Raw genomic sequence first — 18,428 nt, forward strand, 5'->3', positions numbered from 1 at the left:
GCCGGACCGTCAGCGTCAGCGAGTTGCTCCTCCCCGGCGGATTTCCGTTACCCTGTCGCCGACATGGCACGCATCCTGATCGTCGAGGACTCGCCGGCAATGCGAGCGTACGTACGCTCGACGCTCGAGGACTGCGTGCTCGGGCTCGCGGGCGACGTCGACATCGTCGAGGCGATGAACGGCTTCGACGCGCTCCGGCTCCTGCCGCGCGGCGCGTTCGACCTCGTCATCACCGACATCAACATGCCCGACATCAACGGGCTCGAGCTCATCCGGTTCGTCCGGCAGAGCGACCGCTACCGCCGCGTCGGCATCCTCATCATCTCGACGCAGGCGGCCGAGCGCGACATCCAGCGCGGGCTCCGCCTCGGCGCCGATCGCTTCCTCCCGAAGCCGTTCACGCCCGAGGCCCTGCGCGACGCGGTGGTCGCCTGCCTCGACGGGCGGCCCCAGCTCGCCGAGCCCGACGCCCCGCCGCCGGCCGATCGCGAGGGCGGCGCCGACGACGGCGGAGCCCCGCCCGCCGCCCGCGCCCCGGAGCCGGTGACCCGCACGAAGCAGCCCGGCTCCGGCGAGGAAGGCGGCGGCTGATGGTCGACAGCGGCGATCGAGCGCGAGAAGAGTTCTTCTCGGAAGCGCAGGAGATCGTCGAGGGGCTCGGGCGCGACCTCCTCGCGCTCGACGAGGCGGTGCGGACCAACAAGGTCGACCCCGACGTCATCAACGACGTCTTCCGCGCCGTGCACACCCTGAAGGGGCTCGCCGGGCTCTTCGGCGCGACCCGGATGGCCACGCTGTCGCACGAGCTCGAGGAGCTGCTCGACAACCTGCGCCTCGGCCGCATCGAGATCAGCGCGTCCGTCCTCGATCTCCTGTTCCGCAGCGTCGAGCTCTACGGGCGCATCCTCCAGAACGAGAAGGACGGGCGCGACGCGCCCATGCCCGAGGTCGACGACCTCCTGCGCCAGCTCCACCAGGACGCCGGCCCGAGCGCGGCCGGCCTCCCGGACGACAACTACGACCTCGATCCGGGGCTGCTCTCCGTGCTCACCGAGTACGAGGAGCACCGGCTGCGCACGAACATCGCGAGCGGGATGACCCTGTTCCGGCTCCGCGTGCAGTTCCACCTCGCCACGATCGACCAGGCCCTCGACGACCTGAAGATCACCGCGAAGCCGTACGGCGAGATCATCACCTACCTGCCGACCGGCGCGGGCGCGGACCAGGACTCGATCGAGCTCGACATCCTGATGGCGTCGCGCGCGCCGCTCGAGGAGCTCCAGCGCGCGCTGCACCAGGCCGGCGCCGCGGTCGAGGAGATCCCGCGGCGCAACAACAACGGGCACGGCCGCGTCGCCCCGCCGGGCATGCCGTCGATGTCCGCGGCGCTGCGCGGCGGCGCGCCGACGGGCGTGTCGCGGGCCGTCGACCTGACCGGCTCGATGCAGGCGAGCCCGCCGTCGAGCGCGCGCGGCGGACGCAAGGGGGAGCTCAGCTCCATCCGCTCGGTCGCCCAGACGGTGCGGGTCGACATCCACAAGCTCGACCGGCTGATGAACATCGTCGGCGAGCTCGCCCTCGTCCGATCGGCGCTCGGCCGCCTCGTCGAGCGGCTCCGCGCGGCGCCGACCGAGCGCGAGCTCTCCCTCGACCTCCACCGGCTCCAGCGCACGTTCGACCGGCACCTCGCCGCCATGCAGGCGGGCATCCTCGAGGTCCGGATGGTCCCGCTCGGGCAGGTGTTCGACAAGCTCGCCCGCGTCGTGCGCCAGATCAGCCGCGACGCCGACAAGCTCGTGAACCTCGTCATCACGGGCGCCGAGACCGAGGTCGACAAGCTCATCGTCGAGGAGCTCAGCGACCCGCTCATGCACATGATGCGCAACGCCATCGACCACGGCATCGAGTCGAAGAGCATGCGCGAGGCGGTGGGCAAGCCGGCGGTCGGCACGATCGCGCTGAACGCCTTCCAGAAGGGCAACCACGTCGTCATCGAGATCGAGGACGACGGCAAGGGCATCGACGTCGACAAGCTGCTCGACGCCGCCCTGCGCCGCGGGGTGATGACCCCGGAGGACGCGCGCACCACGAGCTACCGCGAGGTCCTGAACCTCATCTTCCAGCCGGGCATCTCGACCAAGACCGACGTGAGCGAGATCTCGGGGCGCGGCGTCGGGATGGACGTCGTGAAGACGAACATCAGCAAGCTCGGCGGCGTCATCGACGTGCACAGCGAGCCCGGCATCGGCACCAAGATGACGGTGACGCTGCCGATCACGCTGGCGATCATCAGCGCGCTCATCGTCCGGGTCGCCGACCGGCTCTTCGCGATCCCGCTCACGAACGTGCAGGAGGCGGTCGCGCTCGACGAGAGCACGGTGCGCCAGATCGACGGCCGCGAGATGATCACGCTGCGCAACAGCACGCTCCAGCTCTGCTACCTCGCGCGGCTCTTCGGCCTGAACGAGGAGGAGGAGCTCAGCGCGCGCATCGCCGGCCTGCTCGGCGGGGCGCGCGGCGGCTCGGCGGCGCGGGCCGCCGTGTCCGGCGGGCGCCGCGGCGACGGCCGCGCGACGCTCGGGCTGCAGGGGGGCAGCAAGCGCAAGTACATCGTGGTCGCGTCGGTCGGCGCGCGCCGGCTCGGGCTCGTCGTGAGCACGCTCATCGGCCAGCAGGACGTCGTCATCAAGGCGCTCGGCCCGTCGCTCTCGTCGGTGCGCGGCTTCTCCGGCGCCACCGAGCTCGGCGACCAGCGCATCGCGCTCGTCCTCGACGCCCCGGCGCTCATCGAGGAGATCCTCCACGGCGGCGACAGGCAGCGCAACGATCCGCGGAGCACCCATGGCTAACCTCTCCCGAAGGCCCGCCCGGATACCCGTCTCGAAGAGGAACCCGCGCGCGCAGGCGAGCGGCCCGCGGACCGAGTACCTCGCGTTCACGCTCGCGGGCGACACCTACGCCGCGCCCGTCTCGCTCGTGCGCGAGATCCTGAAGCCGCCCCCGCTCACGCCGGTGCCGCGCGCGCCGGACTCGACGATGGGCATCGTCAGCGTGCGCGGGCAGCTCGTGACCGTCATCGATCTGCGGCGGCGGATGCGGCTGCACGAGGGCGCACCGCAGCGGCGGGCGCGCATCCTGCTCGTCGACGCGGCGAACGGCGAGACGCTCGGCCTCTTCGTCGACGAGGTCCAGCAGGTCTACCGGCTCGCCGACGCCGAGATCGAGCACGCCGCGACGGCGCTCGGGGGCGACGTCGCGGGCTACATCGCCGGCATCGCCCGGCCCATGCACGGGGCGAGCGCGTCGGACGGCACCCAGGGCGAGGCGCAGCCGCGCGTCATCATCCTGCTCGACCTGCAGGCCATACTCGCGTCCTAACGGACGAATCGTCCGCGCCCGGGCGGCTCGTAGAGCCCGGGCGCTCGGAGGCTCAGATGCCGTTGACTGGAGAGCGCAGCCGTCCCGACCCGCACAAGAGCCTCGTCGGCTTTGTGGTCGGCGACGTGCAGTACGCGATCGACATCACGCGGGTGCGCGAGATCGTGAATCCGCTCGAGGTGACCACGCTGCCGCACACGCCCCCGGAGGTCGCCGGCGTCGCGAACCACCGCGGCGAGGTGGTTCCGGTGATCGAGCTCCGCGTGCGGTTCGGGCTGCCTCCGGTCGAGCCGAGCCGCAGCACCAAGTGGATCCTGGTCGACGTGGGGACGCACACGGTGGGGCTCGTCGTCGACGCCGTGACCGAGGTCTTCGGGACGAGCGGCGACTACCGGCCGACGCCGCCGGTGGGCGGCAGCAGCGACCTGCGCGGCATCGTCGGGGTGACGACCCACGACGAGCGGATGATCTTCGTGCTCGACGTCGGGCGCTTCGTCGAGCTCGCGCTCGCGCTCGCCGCGTCGGGCGCGCTCCTGGAGGCGCCGTGAGCCGCGCGTTCGACGATCTCGGCCCGTACGGGGGCCCGCGCGTGAGCGACGCGGGCCCCTGGCCGACCGAGCCCGAGTCCATCTCGCCCAGCGTGCGCAGCACGCCGATGCCGATCGCGGCGATCGCCACGGCGCTCGCCGCGGACGACGCCGAGGAGCGCCGCCAGGCGGCCGCGCGGCTCGGCCGGGCCGACGTCGCGGAGGCGCTGCCGCTCCTCATGCGCGCGCTCGGGGATCCCGACTGGCGCGTCCGCAAGGAGGCGACCTACGCCTGCCACCGGCTGATCCAGGCCTCGTCGCCGCCGGCCGCCGAGGGCGAGCGGCCCGCTGCGCCGCCGGCCGGCGCCGAGGGCGAGCGGCCGTCCGCCGCGCAGGTCCTCGTCGGCGCGCTCCTCGACGCGCTGCGGACCAGCGACGACGTGGGCCTCAGGAACGCGGCCATCGAGGTGCTCGGCTACTGCGGCCGCGACGCCACGCCGGCGCTCGTCGGCGCGCTCGCCGAGCTCAAGGGCGACGAGCGCAAGCTCGTGGTCGACGCGCTCGGCCGCACGCGCGACCCGGCGGCGCTCGACGCGCTCTACGCGGCGCTCGCCGAGAAGGACGACAACCTGCGCCAGAGCGCGATCGAGGCGATCGCCGGGATGGGGCTCATCGCGCGCGAGCGGGTGACGGACATCCTGTACGAGCGGCTCGGCGATCGGGATCGCTTCGTGCGGCTCACCGCGCTGAACGGGCTGAACGGCCTCGAGGCGCCGGTGCCGTGGCGGGTGCTGTCGCAGCTCATCGACGACCCGATCCTCCGCCCGGCGGCGCTGGTCGCCGCGGCGCTCGCGGAGAGCCCGGAGGCGCCGCGGGCGCTCGTCGCGGCGCTCGCGACGGCGCGCGGCGGCGCGTTCGCGCAGCTCGTCCGGGCGCTCGCGCGGCTCGTCGAGGGGCCGCTCGCGTCGCACGCGGTCGACGCGCTGCGGGCCGCCCCGCAGGAGGTGGGCGCCCGCCTCGTGCAGGCCGCCGCCGCCTCGCCGGGCGCGGGCGCCGCGGAGCCCCCGTCGTGGCGCGGCCTCGGCGCGGATCCGGTGAGCGGGCGCGCGCAGGCGCTCGTGCTCGCGGCGATGGCGCGCGCGCCGGGCGCGGCCGACGCCGCGGTGCAGGCGATGATCGAGCCGGCGCTCGTCGAGACGGCGCAGCGCGCGCTCGGGCTGCTCGGCGGGGAGGCGCTGCCCGCGGTGCTCGCCTACCTCGAGCGGCACATCGATCCCGATCCGGATCTCTGGGAGGGCCTCGACGACGCGACGGCCGCGCTCATCGACGGCGCCGTGGCGATCGCGGAGCAGCGCGGGCGCGAGGGCGCGCCGGCGCATGCGCCGCAGCCGCCGCAGCCGGCCGCCGACCCGACGCTCGACGAGCTGCTCGGCGCGGTGCGGCGGTCGGTCAAGAGCCCGTCGACGCTCGTGGCGACCAGCGCGCTCTACGGCCTCGCGAAGATCGGGACCGCGGACGATTTCCCGCTCGTCGTCTCGCAGACGCGCGCGATCTCGCTGCCGGTCGCGCGCGCGGCGGAGAGCGCGCTCGCGGGGCTCTCGGAGCGGTACCCCGAGTCGGCGCGCGCGCTCGCGCGCCGGCTGATGCAGGCGGGGGAGACCCACCTCGCGGCGGCGATCGTGATCGAGGCGCTCGGCACGGCGGATCAGGAGGAGATCGCGTTCCTCACGGGCGTCGCGTCGGTCGGGGACGTGCGCGCGCGGCGCGCGGCCGTGACCGCGGTCGCGGCGGCGGCGGGCGTCTCGGCGCTCGAGGTGCTGAGCCTCTCGCTGGCGGACGAGGAGCGGGAGGTCCGGCTCGCGGCGGCGCGCGCGCTCGGCCGGCTGTACGCGTCGCTCTCGGATCGCGCGGGCGACGAGCGGGCGCGCGCCCGCGAGCTGCTCTCGCTGGTGCGCGCGTCGGGGGAGCCGGAGCTCGTCGCGGCGGCGGCGCAGGGGGGCGCGCCGTTCCGCTCGGATCCCCCGTGGGGCGAGGCCGGGGACCGGCTGAGCGCGCCCGTCTCGATCGATGGCGGCGAGGGCCCGATGTCCACCTCGGGGATGTCCGGCGGGCCGCCGTCGGGGAAGGTGCTGTGAACCGGCGGCGGGACGACGAGATCCGCCTCTTGCCTGACGAGTTCCAGAGGCTGCGGGACCTGTTCAACAAGCACTGCGGGCTCCAGTTCGGGCCCGAGGCGCGGACGTCCATGGAGCGGCGGCTCCGCGAGCGGGTGGTGGTGCTCGGGCTCTCGTCGTTCGCGCAGTACCACGAGTACCTGCGCTCCCACAGCCGCGGGCGCGCCGAGCTCGACGAGGCGCTCGAGCTCATCACGGTCAACGAGACGTATTTCTTCCGCGAGGACTACCAGCTGCGCGCGCTCATGACCGAGATCGTGCCGATGATCGTCAAGGCCGGGGGCGCCAAGGGCCGGCTGTCCATCTGGAGCGCGGGCTGCTCGACGGGCGAGGAGGTCTACTCGATCGCGATCGCGGCGCGGGAGTCGGGCGCCGCGGATCGCCGCGAGGTGCGCGTCTTCGGCAGCGACATCTCGCGCCGGTGCGTGGTCGCCGCGCGCAAGGGGGTCTACGGCGCCTCGTCGTTCCGCGTGACGCCGCCCGAGCTGAAGCGGCGCTACTTCACGGAGCGGCCGGACGGCTTCCACGTGGTGGACGAGCTGCGCGCGCTGTGCCAGTTCGGCCACCTCAACCTGCTCGACTCGTCGCGCGCGGCGGTGGTCGGGCGGGTGGACGTCATCTTCTGCCGCAACGTGCTCATCTACCTGGACGAGGAGTCGCGGCGCCGGGTGATCGACATCTTTTACGAGCGCCTCTCGCCGGGCGGGTTCCTCTTGCTCGGCCACTCCGAGTCGCTCCTGAACGTCACGACCGCGTTCGAGATCGTGCACCTGCGGGAGGATCTCGTGTACCGCAAGCCGGCGGCGACGATGCGCCTCGGGCTCGCGGAGCTCTTTCCGGAGCGGGGGGGCGGCGAGCGTGGGGGCGGCGAGTGGGGGGGCGGCGAGTGGGGGGGCGGTGAGCGTGGGGGCGGCGAGTGGGGGGGCGGTGAGCCGGGGGGGCGGTGAGTGGGAGAACGGTGAGCGTGGCGGATGAGACGCCGACGAAGTCGAGGCTGCACGGGCGACGGGTGGTCCCATGGCGCTCCTGGTGGGGTAGAATGAACCTCCGGCGGAAGGTTTTGCGCTCATGACATTCGCTCCCCTGCGCGTGCTCGTCGTCGACGACTCCGCGTACAACCGGCGCAACATCGCCGAGATCTTGAGCGGAAGCGACGAGATCGAGGTCGTGGGCAAGGCCGGAGACGGCGACGACGCGCTCCGTCAGGCGGCCCAGCTGAGGCCGGACGCGATCACGCTGGACCTCGAGATGCCGCGCATGGATGGCTTCACCTTCCTCCGCATCCTGATGGCGAGGCAGCCCACGCCGGTCATCATCGTCTCGAGCTACAGCCACAAGGAGAACGTCTTCAAGGCGCTCGAGCTCGGCGCCGTGGACTTCGTGGCGAAGCCGGACCGGCAGTTCACGGCGGACGCGCAGATCCGCAAGGAGATCATCCAGAAGGTCCTGCTCGTGCGCTACCTCCGCCCCCGGTCGCCGATGCCGGCGGCCTCGCCTCCGGCGCGGGCGTCGCAGCCTGCGCTGCAGCGCCCGGTGCAGGAGTCGTCGCGGCTCGGGGTCTCGCTGCGCCACCTCGTCGCGGTCGGCTCGTCGACCGGCGGGCCCACGGCGCTCCTGGAGATCTTCAACCGCATCCCGGATCGCTTCCCCGGCGCGATCTTCATCGCGCAGCACATGCCGGACAAGTTCACCCGCACGTTCGCGGAGCGGCTCGATCGGAAGGGCGGGCTCCGGGTGGTCGAGGCGCAGAACGGCGATCAGGTGGTGGCCCGCAAGGCTTACGTGTGTCCAGGACGGATGTGCATGGAGATTGCGGTGACGCCGGGCAGCGGGGTCGGGTTGAGCGGCGACATCCGGATCCGGGTGGGGGCGCCGGCGCCTGGCGATCGGTACGTGCCGAGCGCGGACCGGCTGTTCCGGAGCGTGGCGCAGGTGGGCGGCAGCCGCGCGGTGGGCATCATCCTGACGGGGATGGGGGACGACGGGGTGAACGGCGCGCGGGCGATCCGCGCGGCCGGGGGCACGGTGGTGGCCGAGAGCGAGGACTCGGCGGTGGTCTACGGCATGCCCGGGGCCGCGGTGCGCGCGGGCGTCGTGAACGAGAGCCTGCCCTTCACGGCGATCGGCGACTTCATCGCGCTGCTCTCCTAGCGCTGCTGCGGGAAGTCACCCCGATCAACAGAAGAACCGCCATCGCGGTTCGCATCCTCTGTGCCTCTGTAGTTTAAAATCTCTCTCTTCATCACACCTCCGCCGGTGCGATGTGCGCCAGCCCCCTGTGTCGTGGACGGTTCGTGGCCGTTCCGCCTGACTGCCAAAGTTGACCCCTCGGGCGCATCGTGAGACAGGTCGGGCGCTGACATGCGGATCCGACGCGCCGCACGCAGGCTTGTCTGTCTTGGCTGGATGGCCGCCCTCTCGGGCGTCGCTCTCGACGGCCTCGCCGCGCCCCCGGAGGCCGCGGCGGCCGAGCCGGCCAAGGTCGAGGCGAAGCGGGATGCGGCGGCCGGCGGCAAGGCGGATCGGCCGGAGGCGAAGAAGGCCGGCGCGGCGGAGGCCACGCCGGAGAAGCCCGCGCCGGCCAGGCCCGCCGCCGCGTCGAGCGGCAAGGGCGGCGCGAAGCGCGTGGCCGCCAAGGCGCCGGCCAAGCCGGCGGCGCGATCGAAGGCGCCGAAGAAGGGCGCGGCCAAGATCACGCGCAAGCCGGGGGAGCCCGGCGCGCCGGACGAGGCGGCGCGCCGGGTCATCGCGGGCACCGCGGCGCCGGCGGGGGCGAGCGTCGCCGAGTCGCCCGAGCTCCGCACGATGCGCGAGATCGACCAGGCGCTGTTCCCCGGCGCGACCCCGAGCGCCGGGCCCGCGTGGCCGGTCGACGGCACGCTCCTGCTCGGCGCGGGCGAGCCGCGCCTCGAGGCGTCCGGCCTGCCGCCCTCGGGGCTGTCCGTGGCGCCGCCGCAGGCCGAGGAGACCCGCGACATCTCCTGGCTGCGGCAGCTCGAGCTGCCCGAGATCCCGGTCCGCTGGGACGGCCGGGTCGTGCGCTACCTCGAGTACTACAAGGACGACCCGCGCGGCCGCTCCGCCGTGGTCTCCTGGATCAAGAAGAGCGGCCGCTACGGCGCGGCCATCCGCCGCGTCCTCCGCGAGCAGGGGCTCCCGGAGGACCTGCTCTGGCTCTCGCTCGTCGAGAGCGGCTTCGACCCGACCATCCACTCCCCGGCCGGCGCGGCCGGCCTCTGGCAGTTCATGCCCGAGGGCGCGCGCATCTACGGCCTCACCGTCGATCGATGGGTCGACGAGCGCCTGGATCCGGAGCGCTCCACCCTCGCGGCGGCGCGGTACCTCTCGGATCTGCGGCGGCGCTTCGGCGGCTGGGAGCTCGCGTTCGCGGCCTACAACATGGGGTACGGCGGGCTGCTCGCGTCGATCCGGAAGTACAACACGAACGACTTCTGGGAGCTGTCGCGGCTCGAGGCGGGGATGCCGCTCGAGACGGCGCTCTACGTGCCGAAGATCCTCGCGATCGCGATCGTGGCGCGGAACCTGAAGGTGTTCGGCTGCGACGAGGTCGAGCTCGATCCGGCGGTGACGTTCGACAAGATCGCGCTCGGGTCCGGGGTGTCGCTGCAGTCGGTGGCGTCCGCGGTCGGGGCGGGGGCGCCGGAGATCGAGGCGCTGAACCCGCAGCTCGTGGCGAAGCGCACGCCGCCGTTGCCGGTGGACGCGAAGGAGCAGGCGCGCTGGGAGGTCCGGGTGCCCGCGGGGGCGGGGGCGCGCGCGGCCAAGGCGATGCCGAAGCTGCTGGAGCGCGAGCCGAAGCTCGAGCGCTACCTGGTCCGCTGGGGCGAGTCGCTCGACGACATCGCGACGTTCCGCGGGACGACGCGGTGGACGCTGCAGACGCTGAACGGCCTGCGGGCCGGCGAGCCGGTGCGCCCGGGGACGCTCCTGTTCGTCCCGGCGGCGGAGGGCGTGGGCGTGGCGGCGGCGGAGCACCTGCTCGCGAACGGCGCGCCGCTGTCGTCGGACGCGAAGCCGGTCGTGGTGGTCCCGGCGCAGCGCTTCTCGTACGAGGGGCGCCGGCGCGTCTTCTACCGCGTGGTCGCGGGCGACGCGATCCGGGATCTCGCGGCGGTGCTGTCGGTGACGCCCGACGAGATCTGCCGCTGGAACACGCTCTCGCCCGGGGCGTCGCTGCACGAGGGGATGACGCTCCAGCTGTTCGTCCCGAGGTCGCAGCGCTATGACGGGGTGTTCCTGCTCGACGAGGCGGACGCGCGCATCCTCCCGGTCGGCTCGGAGGAGTTCTTCGCGCACTTCGAGGGGCTGAAGGGGCGCAAGCGCATCGAGATCGCGGTGCGGGAGGGCGACACGTTCAGCAAGCTCGCGACCCGCTACGGCCTCAGCGTCGGCAGCCTGGAGCGGATCAACCAGCGCTCGAGGCGGAGCCCGCTGATGCCCGGGGATCGGCTCGTGGTGTACGTGCCGACCTCGCTGCCGGACGATCCGCCGCCGGTCGAGCCGCGCGAGCCGCGCGAGGACGAGGTCCGCGTGGCGTCGGCCCAGGCGGCCGGCGCGGTGGACGACGGCGACAAGGCCGCGGCCGCCGAGCCGCTGAAGCCGGCGGCGCCCGCCGCGGCCACGGCCGCCGGGGAGGAGGGCCGCAAGGCGACCGTCGCCAAGGACGGGAGCAGCGCCAAGGACGGGAGCAGCGCCAAGGACGGGAGCAGCGCGCCGGCAGGCGCTGCGGCGGGCGCGGGCGAGACGAACCTGGCGCGGGCCGAGAAGGCCGAGGCGGGCGAGACGAAGCCGGCGAAGGGCGAGGGGGCGGCGGCGGGCGCGGGCGAGACGAAGCCGGCGCGGGCCGAGAAGGCCGAGGCGGGCGAGACGAAGCCGGCGAAGAGCGAGGGGGCGGCGGGCGCGGGCGAGACGAAGCCGGCGAAGGGCGAGGGGGCGGCGGGCGCGGGCGAGACGAAGCCGGCGCGGGCCGAGAAGGCCGAGGCGGGCGAGACGAAGCCGGCGAAGCGCGAGGGGGCGGCGGCGGGCGCGGGCGATCAGGCCGGAGCGGCGCCGGAGGAGAAGAAGACCGCCGAGGGCGAAAAGAAGCCGGCGCCGGGCGGCGCGGACGAGAAGACGCCGGCAGGGCGCGCCAAGGGCGCGCAGGACCGGGAGAAGCCCGCGGCCGGCGCCGGCACCGCGCTCTGAGGCGCGCCGCCCGGCGGCCCGGGTGAGCTCGTCCCGGGCACGACGGCCAGCGCCGCGGTCAGGCCCCGCCGGTGGGCCTCCTCAGCTCTCGTCGCGTCCGTGGACGCTGGCCGGCGGGCTCGTCGCTTCCACCGCCGTGAACGGTTCGATGATCTTGTAAGAATGCGATGCGCCTTTAGGGACCGTCCAGGAGTCGCCCGGCTCCAGGCGCACCATCTGCCCCTCGAGGTGCAGCTCGGCTCGCCCCTCGATGACGAACCCCACGGTCTCGTAATCGCGCACGGTCGGCGGTTTGGCGTCGCCCGGCGGCTCGCGCTCCCAGAGTCGCATCGAGACCTGGATTCCGGAGGCCAGGTATTTTTGGCCCATCTGGCCTCTCGGGGAGCGGCCGGAGGAGACCTTCATGATGGTTGTATCGCCCATGTGCGCCTCGCTTTCCTCGCGTCGTTCGCCGGGTTTTGCAGCGAGCGTGGGCGCGATCGTGGGTCTGAGCCCGACACGCGCGAATCGGGCTTCTCCCGCTTTCCTGGTCGGTCGTTCGTCGTCCGTCCCGCGCTGCAGAGAACGTATCGCGGCGGGGAGAACTGCTGTAAGATGCCCCGCTCAGGAGGCGCGTCCCGTGGACCTGGGAATCGGATGTTACGTCGCGCGGGAGCAGGCGCGTGAGGGAACGGACGGCGCGAGCGCTGGGCGGGGGCGCCGGACGGGTGCCGCGGCTCGCCTCGCCCCGCTGGCCGCGTCCGTCCGGGCGTGCTCCGTGACGGCGGGGCGCGCCGCGCTGCTGGAAAGTCGCTGATGTCATCGCCGAAGAGCTCGACGCTGCTCGCCTCCGGCGTGCTGATCGACAAGAAGTACCGGCTCGTGCGCCAGATCGGCGAGGGGGCCATGGGCGTCGTCTGGTCGGCGGTCAACGTGGCGACCTCCCGCGAGGTGGCGCTGAAGCTGATCCACCGCCCCGAGGCCGAGTTCCGGCTGCGGCTGCAGCGCGAGGCGCGCAACAGCGGGGCGCTGCGGCACCGGAACGTCATCGACATCTACGACATGGGCGAGACCGAGGCCGGGGAGCCGTTCCTCGTGATGCAGCTGCTCACGGGGGAGACCGTGGCCGAGCTGCTCGCGCGGCGCCGCCGGCTCGATCCGCCGGTGGCGGCGTCGATCGGGCGCGACGTGGCGCGCGGCCTCGCGGCGGCGCACGCGATGCACATCATCCACCGCGACCTGAAGCCGGCGAACATCTTCCTGCACCGCGAGCCGGACATGGACGAGCCGGTGGTGAAGGTGCTCGATTTCGGCGTCGCGAAGAACCTCTCGGTCAACGACGGCCTGCACACGGTGCAGGGCGGCGCGGTGGGGTCGCCGCTCTACATGAGCCCGGAGCAGGTGCGGGCCGAGCCGAACGTCGATCACCGCGCCGACATCTGGGCGCTCGGCGTGGTGCTGTTCGAGATGCTGACCGGCATGCGGCCGTTCCAGGGGGACGCGCAGGCGGTGTTCATGGGGATCCTGACCGGCGAGATCCCCACCGTGTCCAAGTACCTGCGGCGGGTGGACCAGGGGCTCGTCGATCTGATCGCGCGCTGCATGCGGCGGGACCGCGCGGACCGGATCGCCTCCGCGGCGGAGGTCGCGGCGCAGCTCGATCGGTACGCGGCGCGGGGCGCCGGCGCCGGCATGGACGCGGCGCTGCGGCAGACGTCGCCGGAGGAGCAGGGGCTGCTTCCGGGCGAGGCCACGGACGGCGGCTGGCAGGGGGCGCAGGCCGGCGCGGCGCAACCTCGGTCGGTGGCGCAACCCGGGTCGGTGGCGCAACCCGGGTCGGTGGCGCAACCTCGGCTGGCGACGCAGCCCGGGCTGGGGGACGCGGGCGCGGGAGCGCTGCCGCTGGCGCTGCTCGGCGGCGGGCCGCGGGCTCCGATCCCGGTGCAGGAGCCGCCGGGGGCGGGCGCGCCACCGTCGCAGGGCCGGCGGGCGGCCGCGGGGCAGGCGGCAGGCTCGAGCCCGGATGCGGGACAGGCGGGGGTCGCGTCGCCTCGGCGCGCCGGGAGCTCGGGCCAGCACATCGCCGCGGCGTCGGCGGGGCGCGCGCTGTGGGAAGAGGACGTGGCGACCCTGCCGCTCGGGCGAGGGAGCGCGGAGGCGGCCGGCGCCGACAGGCAGCGCGTGGGCTCGGGGCAGCACCCGGCGGCGGGACATCCCGCGGCTGCGCTGCTGACGCCGCTCCCCACGGCGGTGTCGTCGGCGGCGTCAGGGCCGTCTCACGCGAGCGCTGCGCAGTCCGCGCCGGCGCACCCCGTGCCGGGGGCGATCCCGGAGCGCGGTCCCTGGGGAATGACCGTGCGCATGGCCTCGCCGCCGACGCCGGAGGGGCCGGCGGGGCCGGGGGGCTTCGGCGCTGCCGGCGCGCAGGCCTTCGGCAGCGCCAGCGCGTCGTCGAGCCGGATCCCGGAGTCGACGGTGAAGCTCGCGTCGGAGCCGGGCGCGAGCGCCTCCGACTCCAGGCCGGGCGCGACCACCGGCACGGGCGTGCCGCAGCAGGGGGCGAGCTCGTCGACGACCCCGCTCGTCTCGAACCACCCGTCGGTCCATCAGACCGGGGCGCACCCGGCCCAGGGCGCCCAGGAGCCAGCGCTGCAGGGCGACGAGCAAAAGCGCAAGCGGACGGCCGCGACGCTGGCGATCGCGGCTGCCGCGCTGTCGCTGATCCTCGTGGGGATGCTGATCGCGCTGCGATCGCAGGAGCCGGCGCCCGCCGCGCCGGCGCCGTCCGAGAGCGCGGTGCTGCCCGAGATCACCTCGGGACGGGATGAGGGGACGCCGCCCGAGGGCGGCGGCGTTCGTACGCGGGACGACCGGCTCCCGGAGCAGCCCGCGGGGCTGCCGCCAGGCTCCGCGACGGCACCGCCGCCCGAGCCGACGGCGGCGCAGAGCGCCGGTCCGGCGAGCAGCGCCGGTCCGGCGAGCAGCGCTGGGCCGGCGGCGAGCGACAACGCCGGGACGGCGGCGGGCACCGGGACGGCGGGCGCGGGCAGCGCTGGCAGCACGACGAGGGTCGGCGCCGGAGCGACGGGCACCGGCGCGGGCGCCGCGGCGGGGGCCACCGCGCCGGCGACGCCGAGCAGCGCGAAGCCGCGCACCGGGGGGAGCTCGCCTCCGACCGGGACGGCGCAGACCGCCAAACCGCCCTCGAATCCGTGCGCTGGTCTCAAGTTCATGGAGAAGCAAAAGTGCGAGGCGAGGTTCAAGAAATAGGCGTTCTGTTCCCCGGTCCCGCGCCGCGTCTCCCGCGCTGACGCCGCGGCCGCGCCGGCGCGCCCCGTTCTTGACCGTGCGCTATCTCACCTGCGACAATTCCCCGAAGAGCGCCTGCGACCTGCCCCCGCGTCGTCCCTAACGCGAGCCCATCCATGCCATCTCCCTCGCCTCCTGGCGGCCCGCCGCCAGGTACGCTCGTTCGCGGCAAGTACCGGCTGCTCCGTCAGATCGGCGAGGGGGCCATGGGGGTCGTCTGGGCCGCGCACAACGAGGCCACCTCGCGCGAGGTGGCGCTCAAGCTGCTCGTGCGGCCCGACCCGGAGCTCCGCGTCCGGCTCCTCCGGGAGGCGCGGGCCTGCGGCGCGGTGAGCCACCGGAACATCGTCGATATCTACGATGCGGACGAGACCGAGGACGGCGATCCGTTCCTCGTCATGCCCCTGCTCTCGGGCGAGACGCTCTCGTCCTTGCTCAAGCGCAAGCGAAAGCTGGAGGTCCCCGAGGCCGCGCGCATCGCGCGCGACATCGCGCGCGGCCTCGCCGCGGCGCACGAGCGCGGCATCATCCACAGGGACCTGAAGCCGTCCAACATCTTCCTTCACACCGACCCTGGCGAGAGCAACTACGTCGTCAAGATACTCGACTTCGGCGTGAGCAAGTTCCCCACGGGGGCTGATCAGATCCGCACCGCGACAGGCATCCTCATCGGCTCGCCCGCCTACATGAGCCCGGAGCAGGTGCGCGCGCAGGGCGAGCTCGATACGCGCGCGGACCTCTGGGCGCTCGGGGTGGTGATGTTCGAGATGCTCACCAGCCGGCGGCCGATCCAGGGCAGGGCGCACGAGCTCCTGAGGAACGTGCTCCAGGGCGAGATCCCCACGGTCTCCCAGATCGTCTGGCAGATCGACCCCGGGCTCGACGCCCTCGTGGCGCAGTGTCTCCAGCGCGAGCGCGAGCGGCGGCCGCGCTCGGCGGCGGAGGTGGCGGCGGCGCTCGAGCCGTTCGTTACGCCGCCTCCGCGGCCGCGCAGCGCCTCGTCGCCGGGCTCGTCGCCGGATCTGCGGTACGACGTGCTGCAGCAGCCTGGGCGAGGGCCGTGGGGCGGGGCGGCGCCCGGGCCGATGCCGGCGACCGCGACGCCGCTTCCGGCGTCGGTGGCGTCTCTGCAGGTCCCGCACGGGCACGGCGGCGCGCCGCCGCCGGCGACGTCGGCGCGAGGGGCGGGCGCGTCTCCGATGCCGCTGCCGCGAGGGGCGGGCGCCTCGCCGACGCCGCTGCCGCGAGGGGCGGGCGCCTCGCCGGCGCCTCCGGCGAACGGGAGCCCGGCGGCGCCGGCGCCTCGGCCGCCGATGTCGAGCCATTCCCTGCTGGGGGAGCACGGGACCATCAAGCTCTCACCGGCGGCGGCGGACGTTCATCGGCAGGCGCTCGTCGCCGCGCAGGCGCGTCCTGCCGGTGCCATCGCGCCGCAGCCGGCGCCGGCGCCGACGCCGGGGGGCGGCACCGTGCCGCTGGAGACGCTCCGCATGCCGGAGCGATCGCCGCCCGTGGCTGCTCGCCCGGCGGCGGTGTGGATCGCGCTGGCGGTGCTCGCCGCGGTGGTCCTCGTGGGGATCGGCATGGCCGCGGGGTACCTGCTGTTGCGCGCCGGGGCGGGGATCCCCGAAGGTCGCGGTGGCGCGCGCGTTACCTCGTGGTGACGCCCTTTCGTTCCGTGGTACGTCGCGATACCTTGCGCGCTCCGGTGCTGCGCCCCGAACAACCCTGTTGAGCTCGATGTCCAAGTCCTTCACGCACATCGCTGCCGGCCTGGTGATCGCCGAGAAGTACAAGCTGGTGAGGAGGCTCGGCGAGGGCTCCATGGGGGTGGTGTGGGCTGCGCTCAACCTGTCCACGTCGCGCGAGGTGGCGCTGAAGCTGATCCACCGGCCGGATCCCGAGCTCCGGCGGCGGCTCCAGCGCGAGGGGCGGAACGGCGGGGCGCTGCGGCACGGCAACGTCATCGACATGTACGACATGGGCGAGACCGAGTTCGGCGAGCCGTTCCTCGTGATGCAGCTGCTCACGGGAGAGACGCTCGCGGAGCTGCTCCAGCGCAGGCGCCGGCTCGACGCGGACGTGGCCGCGGCGATCGGGCGCGACGTGGCGCGGGGCCTCGCCGCGGTGCACGCGGCGCACATCGTCCACCGCGACCTGAAGCCGGCGAACATCTTCCTGCACCGCGAGCCGGACATGGACGAGCCGGTGGTGAAGGTGCTCGATTTCGGCGTCGCGAAGAACCTCGCCACGAACGACGGCATCCGCACGGCGACCGGCGGCGCGGTGGGGTCGCCGCTCTACATGAGCCCGGAGCAGGTGCGGGCGGATCCGAGCGTCGATCACCGCGCCGACATCTGGGCGCTCGGCGTGGTGCTGTTCGAGATGCTGACCGGCACGCGGCCGTTCCAGGGGGACGCGAGGGCGGTCTTCACCGGGATCTTGACCGGGGAAATCCCCAAGATTTCCAGGTACTTGCGGCGAGTGGATCCGGGGCTCGTGGAGCTCGTCGCGCGGTGCATGGCGCGCCACCGGGACGAGCGGATCGGGTCGGCGGCGGAGCTGGCGGAGCTCCTCGACGGGTACACGGCCGCGGGCGCGAGGTCGGGCGGGAGGGCGGGCGCCGCCGTGGGGGGCGGAGGCGGCGTTGCGGCGCTGGAGATGCCGGCGCAGCGGGCGAGCGTGGCGCCGGTATCGCCGCCGGTGCTCGGGGCGAGCGTGGCGCCCGCGGGGGTACCGGCGGGGCTGGGGGCGAGCGCGGCGCCGGCGGGAGTGCCCGCGGCGCTGGGGTCGAGCGTGGTGCCGGCGGGGTTGCCCGCAGCGCTGGGGGCGAGCGTGGTGCCGGCGGGGCTGGGGGCGAGCGTGGTGCCGGCGGGGCTGGGGTCGAGCGTGGTGCCGGCGGGGTTGCCCGCGGCGCTGGGGGCGAGCGCGGCGCCGGCGCGGTTGCCGCCGCTGCCAGGCGCGAGCGGTGCGGCCGAACCGGTGTGGAACGCCGAGCTGACCCAGAAGCTCGATCCGGAGGTCATGGTGGGCGCGGACGCGGGAGCGGGCGCCTCGCCGACGTGGGGTCAGGACGAGCCGGGGAGAGCGGGGAGATCGACGCCCGCGCCGGGTCCGGAGGCGGGGCGGGCGGCAGCGCAGCCGTCGCCGTGGGCAGCGCGCGCGACGCCGCCGCCGATGCCGCCGACGGAGCCGAAGCGGCGCCCAGGGAGGATCCAGGTCCCCGGCGCGATCCTGGCGCTGGTGGCTGCCTTTGGCGCTGGCCTCGTGGGCGCGGTGCTCTTCTTCGCCCTGCGCGGGCCCGCGGGTGACAGCGAGGTGTCCGCAGGGCCGGACGCGTCGATGGAGGCTGGCGGCGAGCGCGAGAGCGTCGAGAGCAGCGTCGCCCGACCGGCCGAGACGCTGGCTGCGCCGGCGGCGTCCGCGCCCCAGGCTCCGGCGGCGGCGGAGCCGAGCGAGGTCGACACGGATGCTGGCGCGGCGAGCAACGCGGAGGGCGCGGAAGCGGACGCATCGCCGCCACCGGCGCCGAGCGCGCCGGCCGCAGCGGCGACGGCGGCGGCGGCCGGCGCGGCAGCGGCGCCTGCGGCGGCAGCGCCGGTCAAGGCGGCGCCTGCGGTGGCAGCGCCGGCCAAGGCGGCGCCAGCGGCGGCGTCGCCTGCGTTGCGGCTCGCCGCTGCCGCGCAACCCGGGGGCAAGGCTCCCGTGAAAACGCCCGCGCCGGCGGCTACGGCGCAGCAGCAGCCCGCCGCCAAGCGGCCCAAGGTCGATCCGTGCGCGGGGAAGACCGGGTTCATGCGGACCAACTGCCTGCGGGAGAACGAGCGGAAGCGGGATCCGTACGCCCCCTGAGCGG

The 18,428-nt window shown here is 74.5% G+C and carries 12 protein-coding genes; 11 read left to right on the forward strand and 1 reads right to left on the reverse strand.

Annotation, left to right across the window (positions count from 1 at the left end; genetic code table 11):
- Nucleotides 1-63: 63 nt before the first annotated feature.
- From WMF33_RS10075 to WMF33_RS10110, 8 genes are all read left to right on the forward strand, one after another.
- Nucleotides 64-591, forward strand: coding sequence for a response regulator (locus tag WMF33_RS10075; RefSeq protein WP_437336954.1), 528 nt, complete (start codon nucleotides 64-66; stop codon nucleotides 589-591).
- Nucleotides 591-2,849 carry a chemotaxis protein CheA gene (locus WMF33_RS10080; RefSeq protein WP_020734009.1) on the forward strand — a complete coding sequence of 753 codons (2,259 nt, stop codon included), beginning with the start codon at nucleotides 591-593 and terminating at the stop codon, nucleotides 2,847-2,849. The genes WMF33_RS10075 and WMF33_RS10080 overlap by 1 nt, the downstream gene beginning before the upstream one ends.
- Nucleotides 2,842-3,378, forward strand: coding sequence for a chemotaxis protein CheW (locus tag WMF33_RS10085; RefSeq protein WP_020734010.1), 537 nt, complete (start codon nucleotides 2,842-2,844; stop codon nucleotides 3,376-3,378). The genes WMF33_RS10080 and WMF33_RS10085 overlap by 8 nt, the downstream gene beginning before the upstream one ends.
- A 56-nt stretch (nucleotides 3,379-3,434) precedes the next feature.
- The gene (locus tag WMF33_RS10090; protein ID WP_061621309.1) at nucleotides 3,435-3,926 is read left to right on the forward strand and encodes a chemotaxis protein CheW; all 492 of its coding nucleotides are present in this window, start codon (nucleotides 3,435-3,437) and stop codon (nucleotides 3,924-3,926) included.
- The gene (locus tag WMF33_RS10095) at nucleotides 3,923-6,040 is read left to right on the forward strand and encodes a HEAT repeat domain-containing protein (RefSeq protein WP_437336955.1); all 2,118 of its coding nucleotides are present in this window, start codon (nucleotides 3,923-3,925) and stop codon (nucleotides 6,038-6,040) included. Before WMF33_RS10090 ends, WMF33_RS10095 begins: the two co-directional genes overlap by 4 nt.
- Nucleotides 6,037-7,026 carry a CheR family methyltransferase gene (locus tag WMF33_RS10100; RefSeq protein ID WP_437336956.1) on the forward strand — a complete coding sequence of 330 codons (990 nt, stop codon included), beginning with the start codon at nucleotides 6,037-6,039 and terminating at the stop codon, nucleotides 7,024-7,026. The genes WMF33_RS10095 and WMF33_RS10100 overlap by 4 nt, the downstream gene beginning before the upstream one ends.
- 121 nt (nucleotides 7,027-7,147) lie before the next feature.
- Entirely contained in the window at nucleotides 7,148-8,230 is a 1,083-nt protein-coding gene (cheB, locus tag WMF33_RS10105) for a chemotaxis-specific protein-glutamate methyltransferase CheB (RefSeq protein WP_020734014.1), read from the forward strand.
- A gap of 255 nt (nucleotides 8,231-8,485) precedes the next feature.
- The gene (locus tag WMF33_RS10110; protein WP_437336957.1) at nucleotides 8,486-11,284 is read left to right on the forward strand and encodes a transglycosylase SLT domain-containing protein; all 2,799 of its coding nucleotides are present in this window, start codon (nucleotides 8,486-8,488) and stop codon (nucleotides 11,282-11,284) included.
- A gap of 81 nt (nucleotides 11,285-11,365) precedes the next feature.
- Here the strand turns inward: WMF33_RS10110 and WMF33_RS10115 are convergent, their stop codons facing one another.
- The gene (locus tag WMF33_RS10115) at nucleotides 11,366-11,707 is read right to left on the reverse strand and encodes a cupin domain-containing protein (protein WP_437336958.1); all 342 of its coding nucleotides are present in this window, start codon (nucleotides 11,705-11,707) and stop codon (nucleotides 11,366-11,368) included.
- Nucleotides 11,708-12,079: 372 nt separating this feature from the next.
- On the opposite strand from WMF33_RS10115, the gene WMF33_RS10120 reads away from it, so the two are divergent.
- The 3 genes from WMF33_RS10120 (at nucleotide 12,080) to WMF33_RS10130 (ending at nucleotide 18,424) form a co-directional block, all read left to right on the forward strand.
- Complete coding sequence (locus tag WMF33_RS10120) at nucleotides 12,080-14,533, forward strand: protein kinase domain-containing protein (RefSeq protein WP_437336959.1); 2,454 nt, start codon at nucleotides 12,080-12,082, stop codon at nucleotides 14,531-14,533.
- A 155-nt stretch (nucleotides 14,534-14,688) separates the two neighbouring features.
- Complete coding sequence (locus WMF33_RS10125) at nucleotides 14,689-16,236, forward strand: protein kinase domain-containing protein (protein WP_437336960.1); 1,548 nt, start codon at nucleotides 14,689-14,691, stop codon at nucleotides 16,234-16,236.
- Nucleotides 16,237-16,312: 76 nt separating this feature from the next.
- On the forward strand, nucleotides 16,313-18,424 hold the full coding sequence (locus tag WMF33_RS10130; RefSeq protein ID WP_437336961.1) for a protein kinase domain-containing protein: 2,112 nt from the start codon (nucleotides 16,313-16,315) through the stop codon (nucleotides 18,422-18,424).
- The last annotated feature ends 4 nt before the right edge of the window (nucleotides 18,425-18,428 follow it).

The organism is Sorangium sp. So ce394 (assembly GCF_051474665.1).
In the GTDB taxonomy this organism is placed as follows: domain Bacteria; phylum Myxococcota_A; class Polyangia; order Polyangiales; family Polyangiaceae; genus Sorangium; species Sorangium cellulosum_D.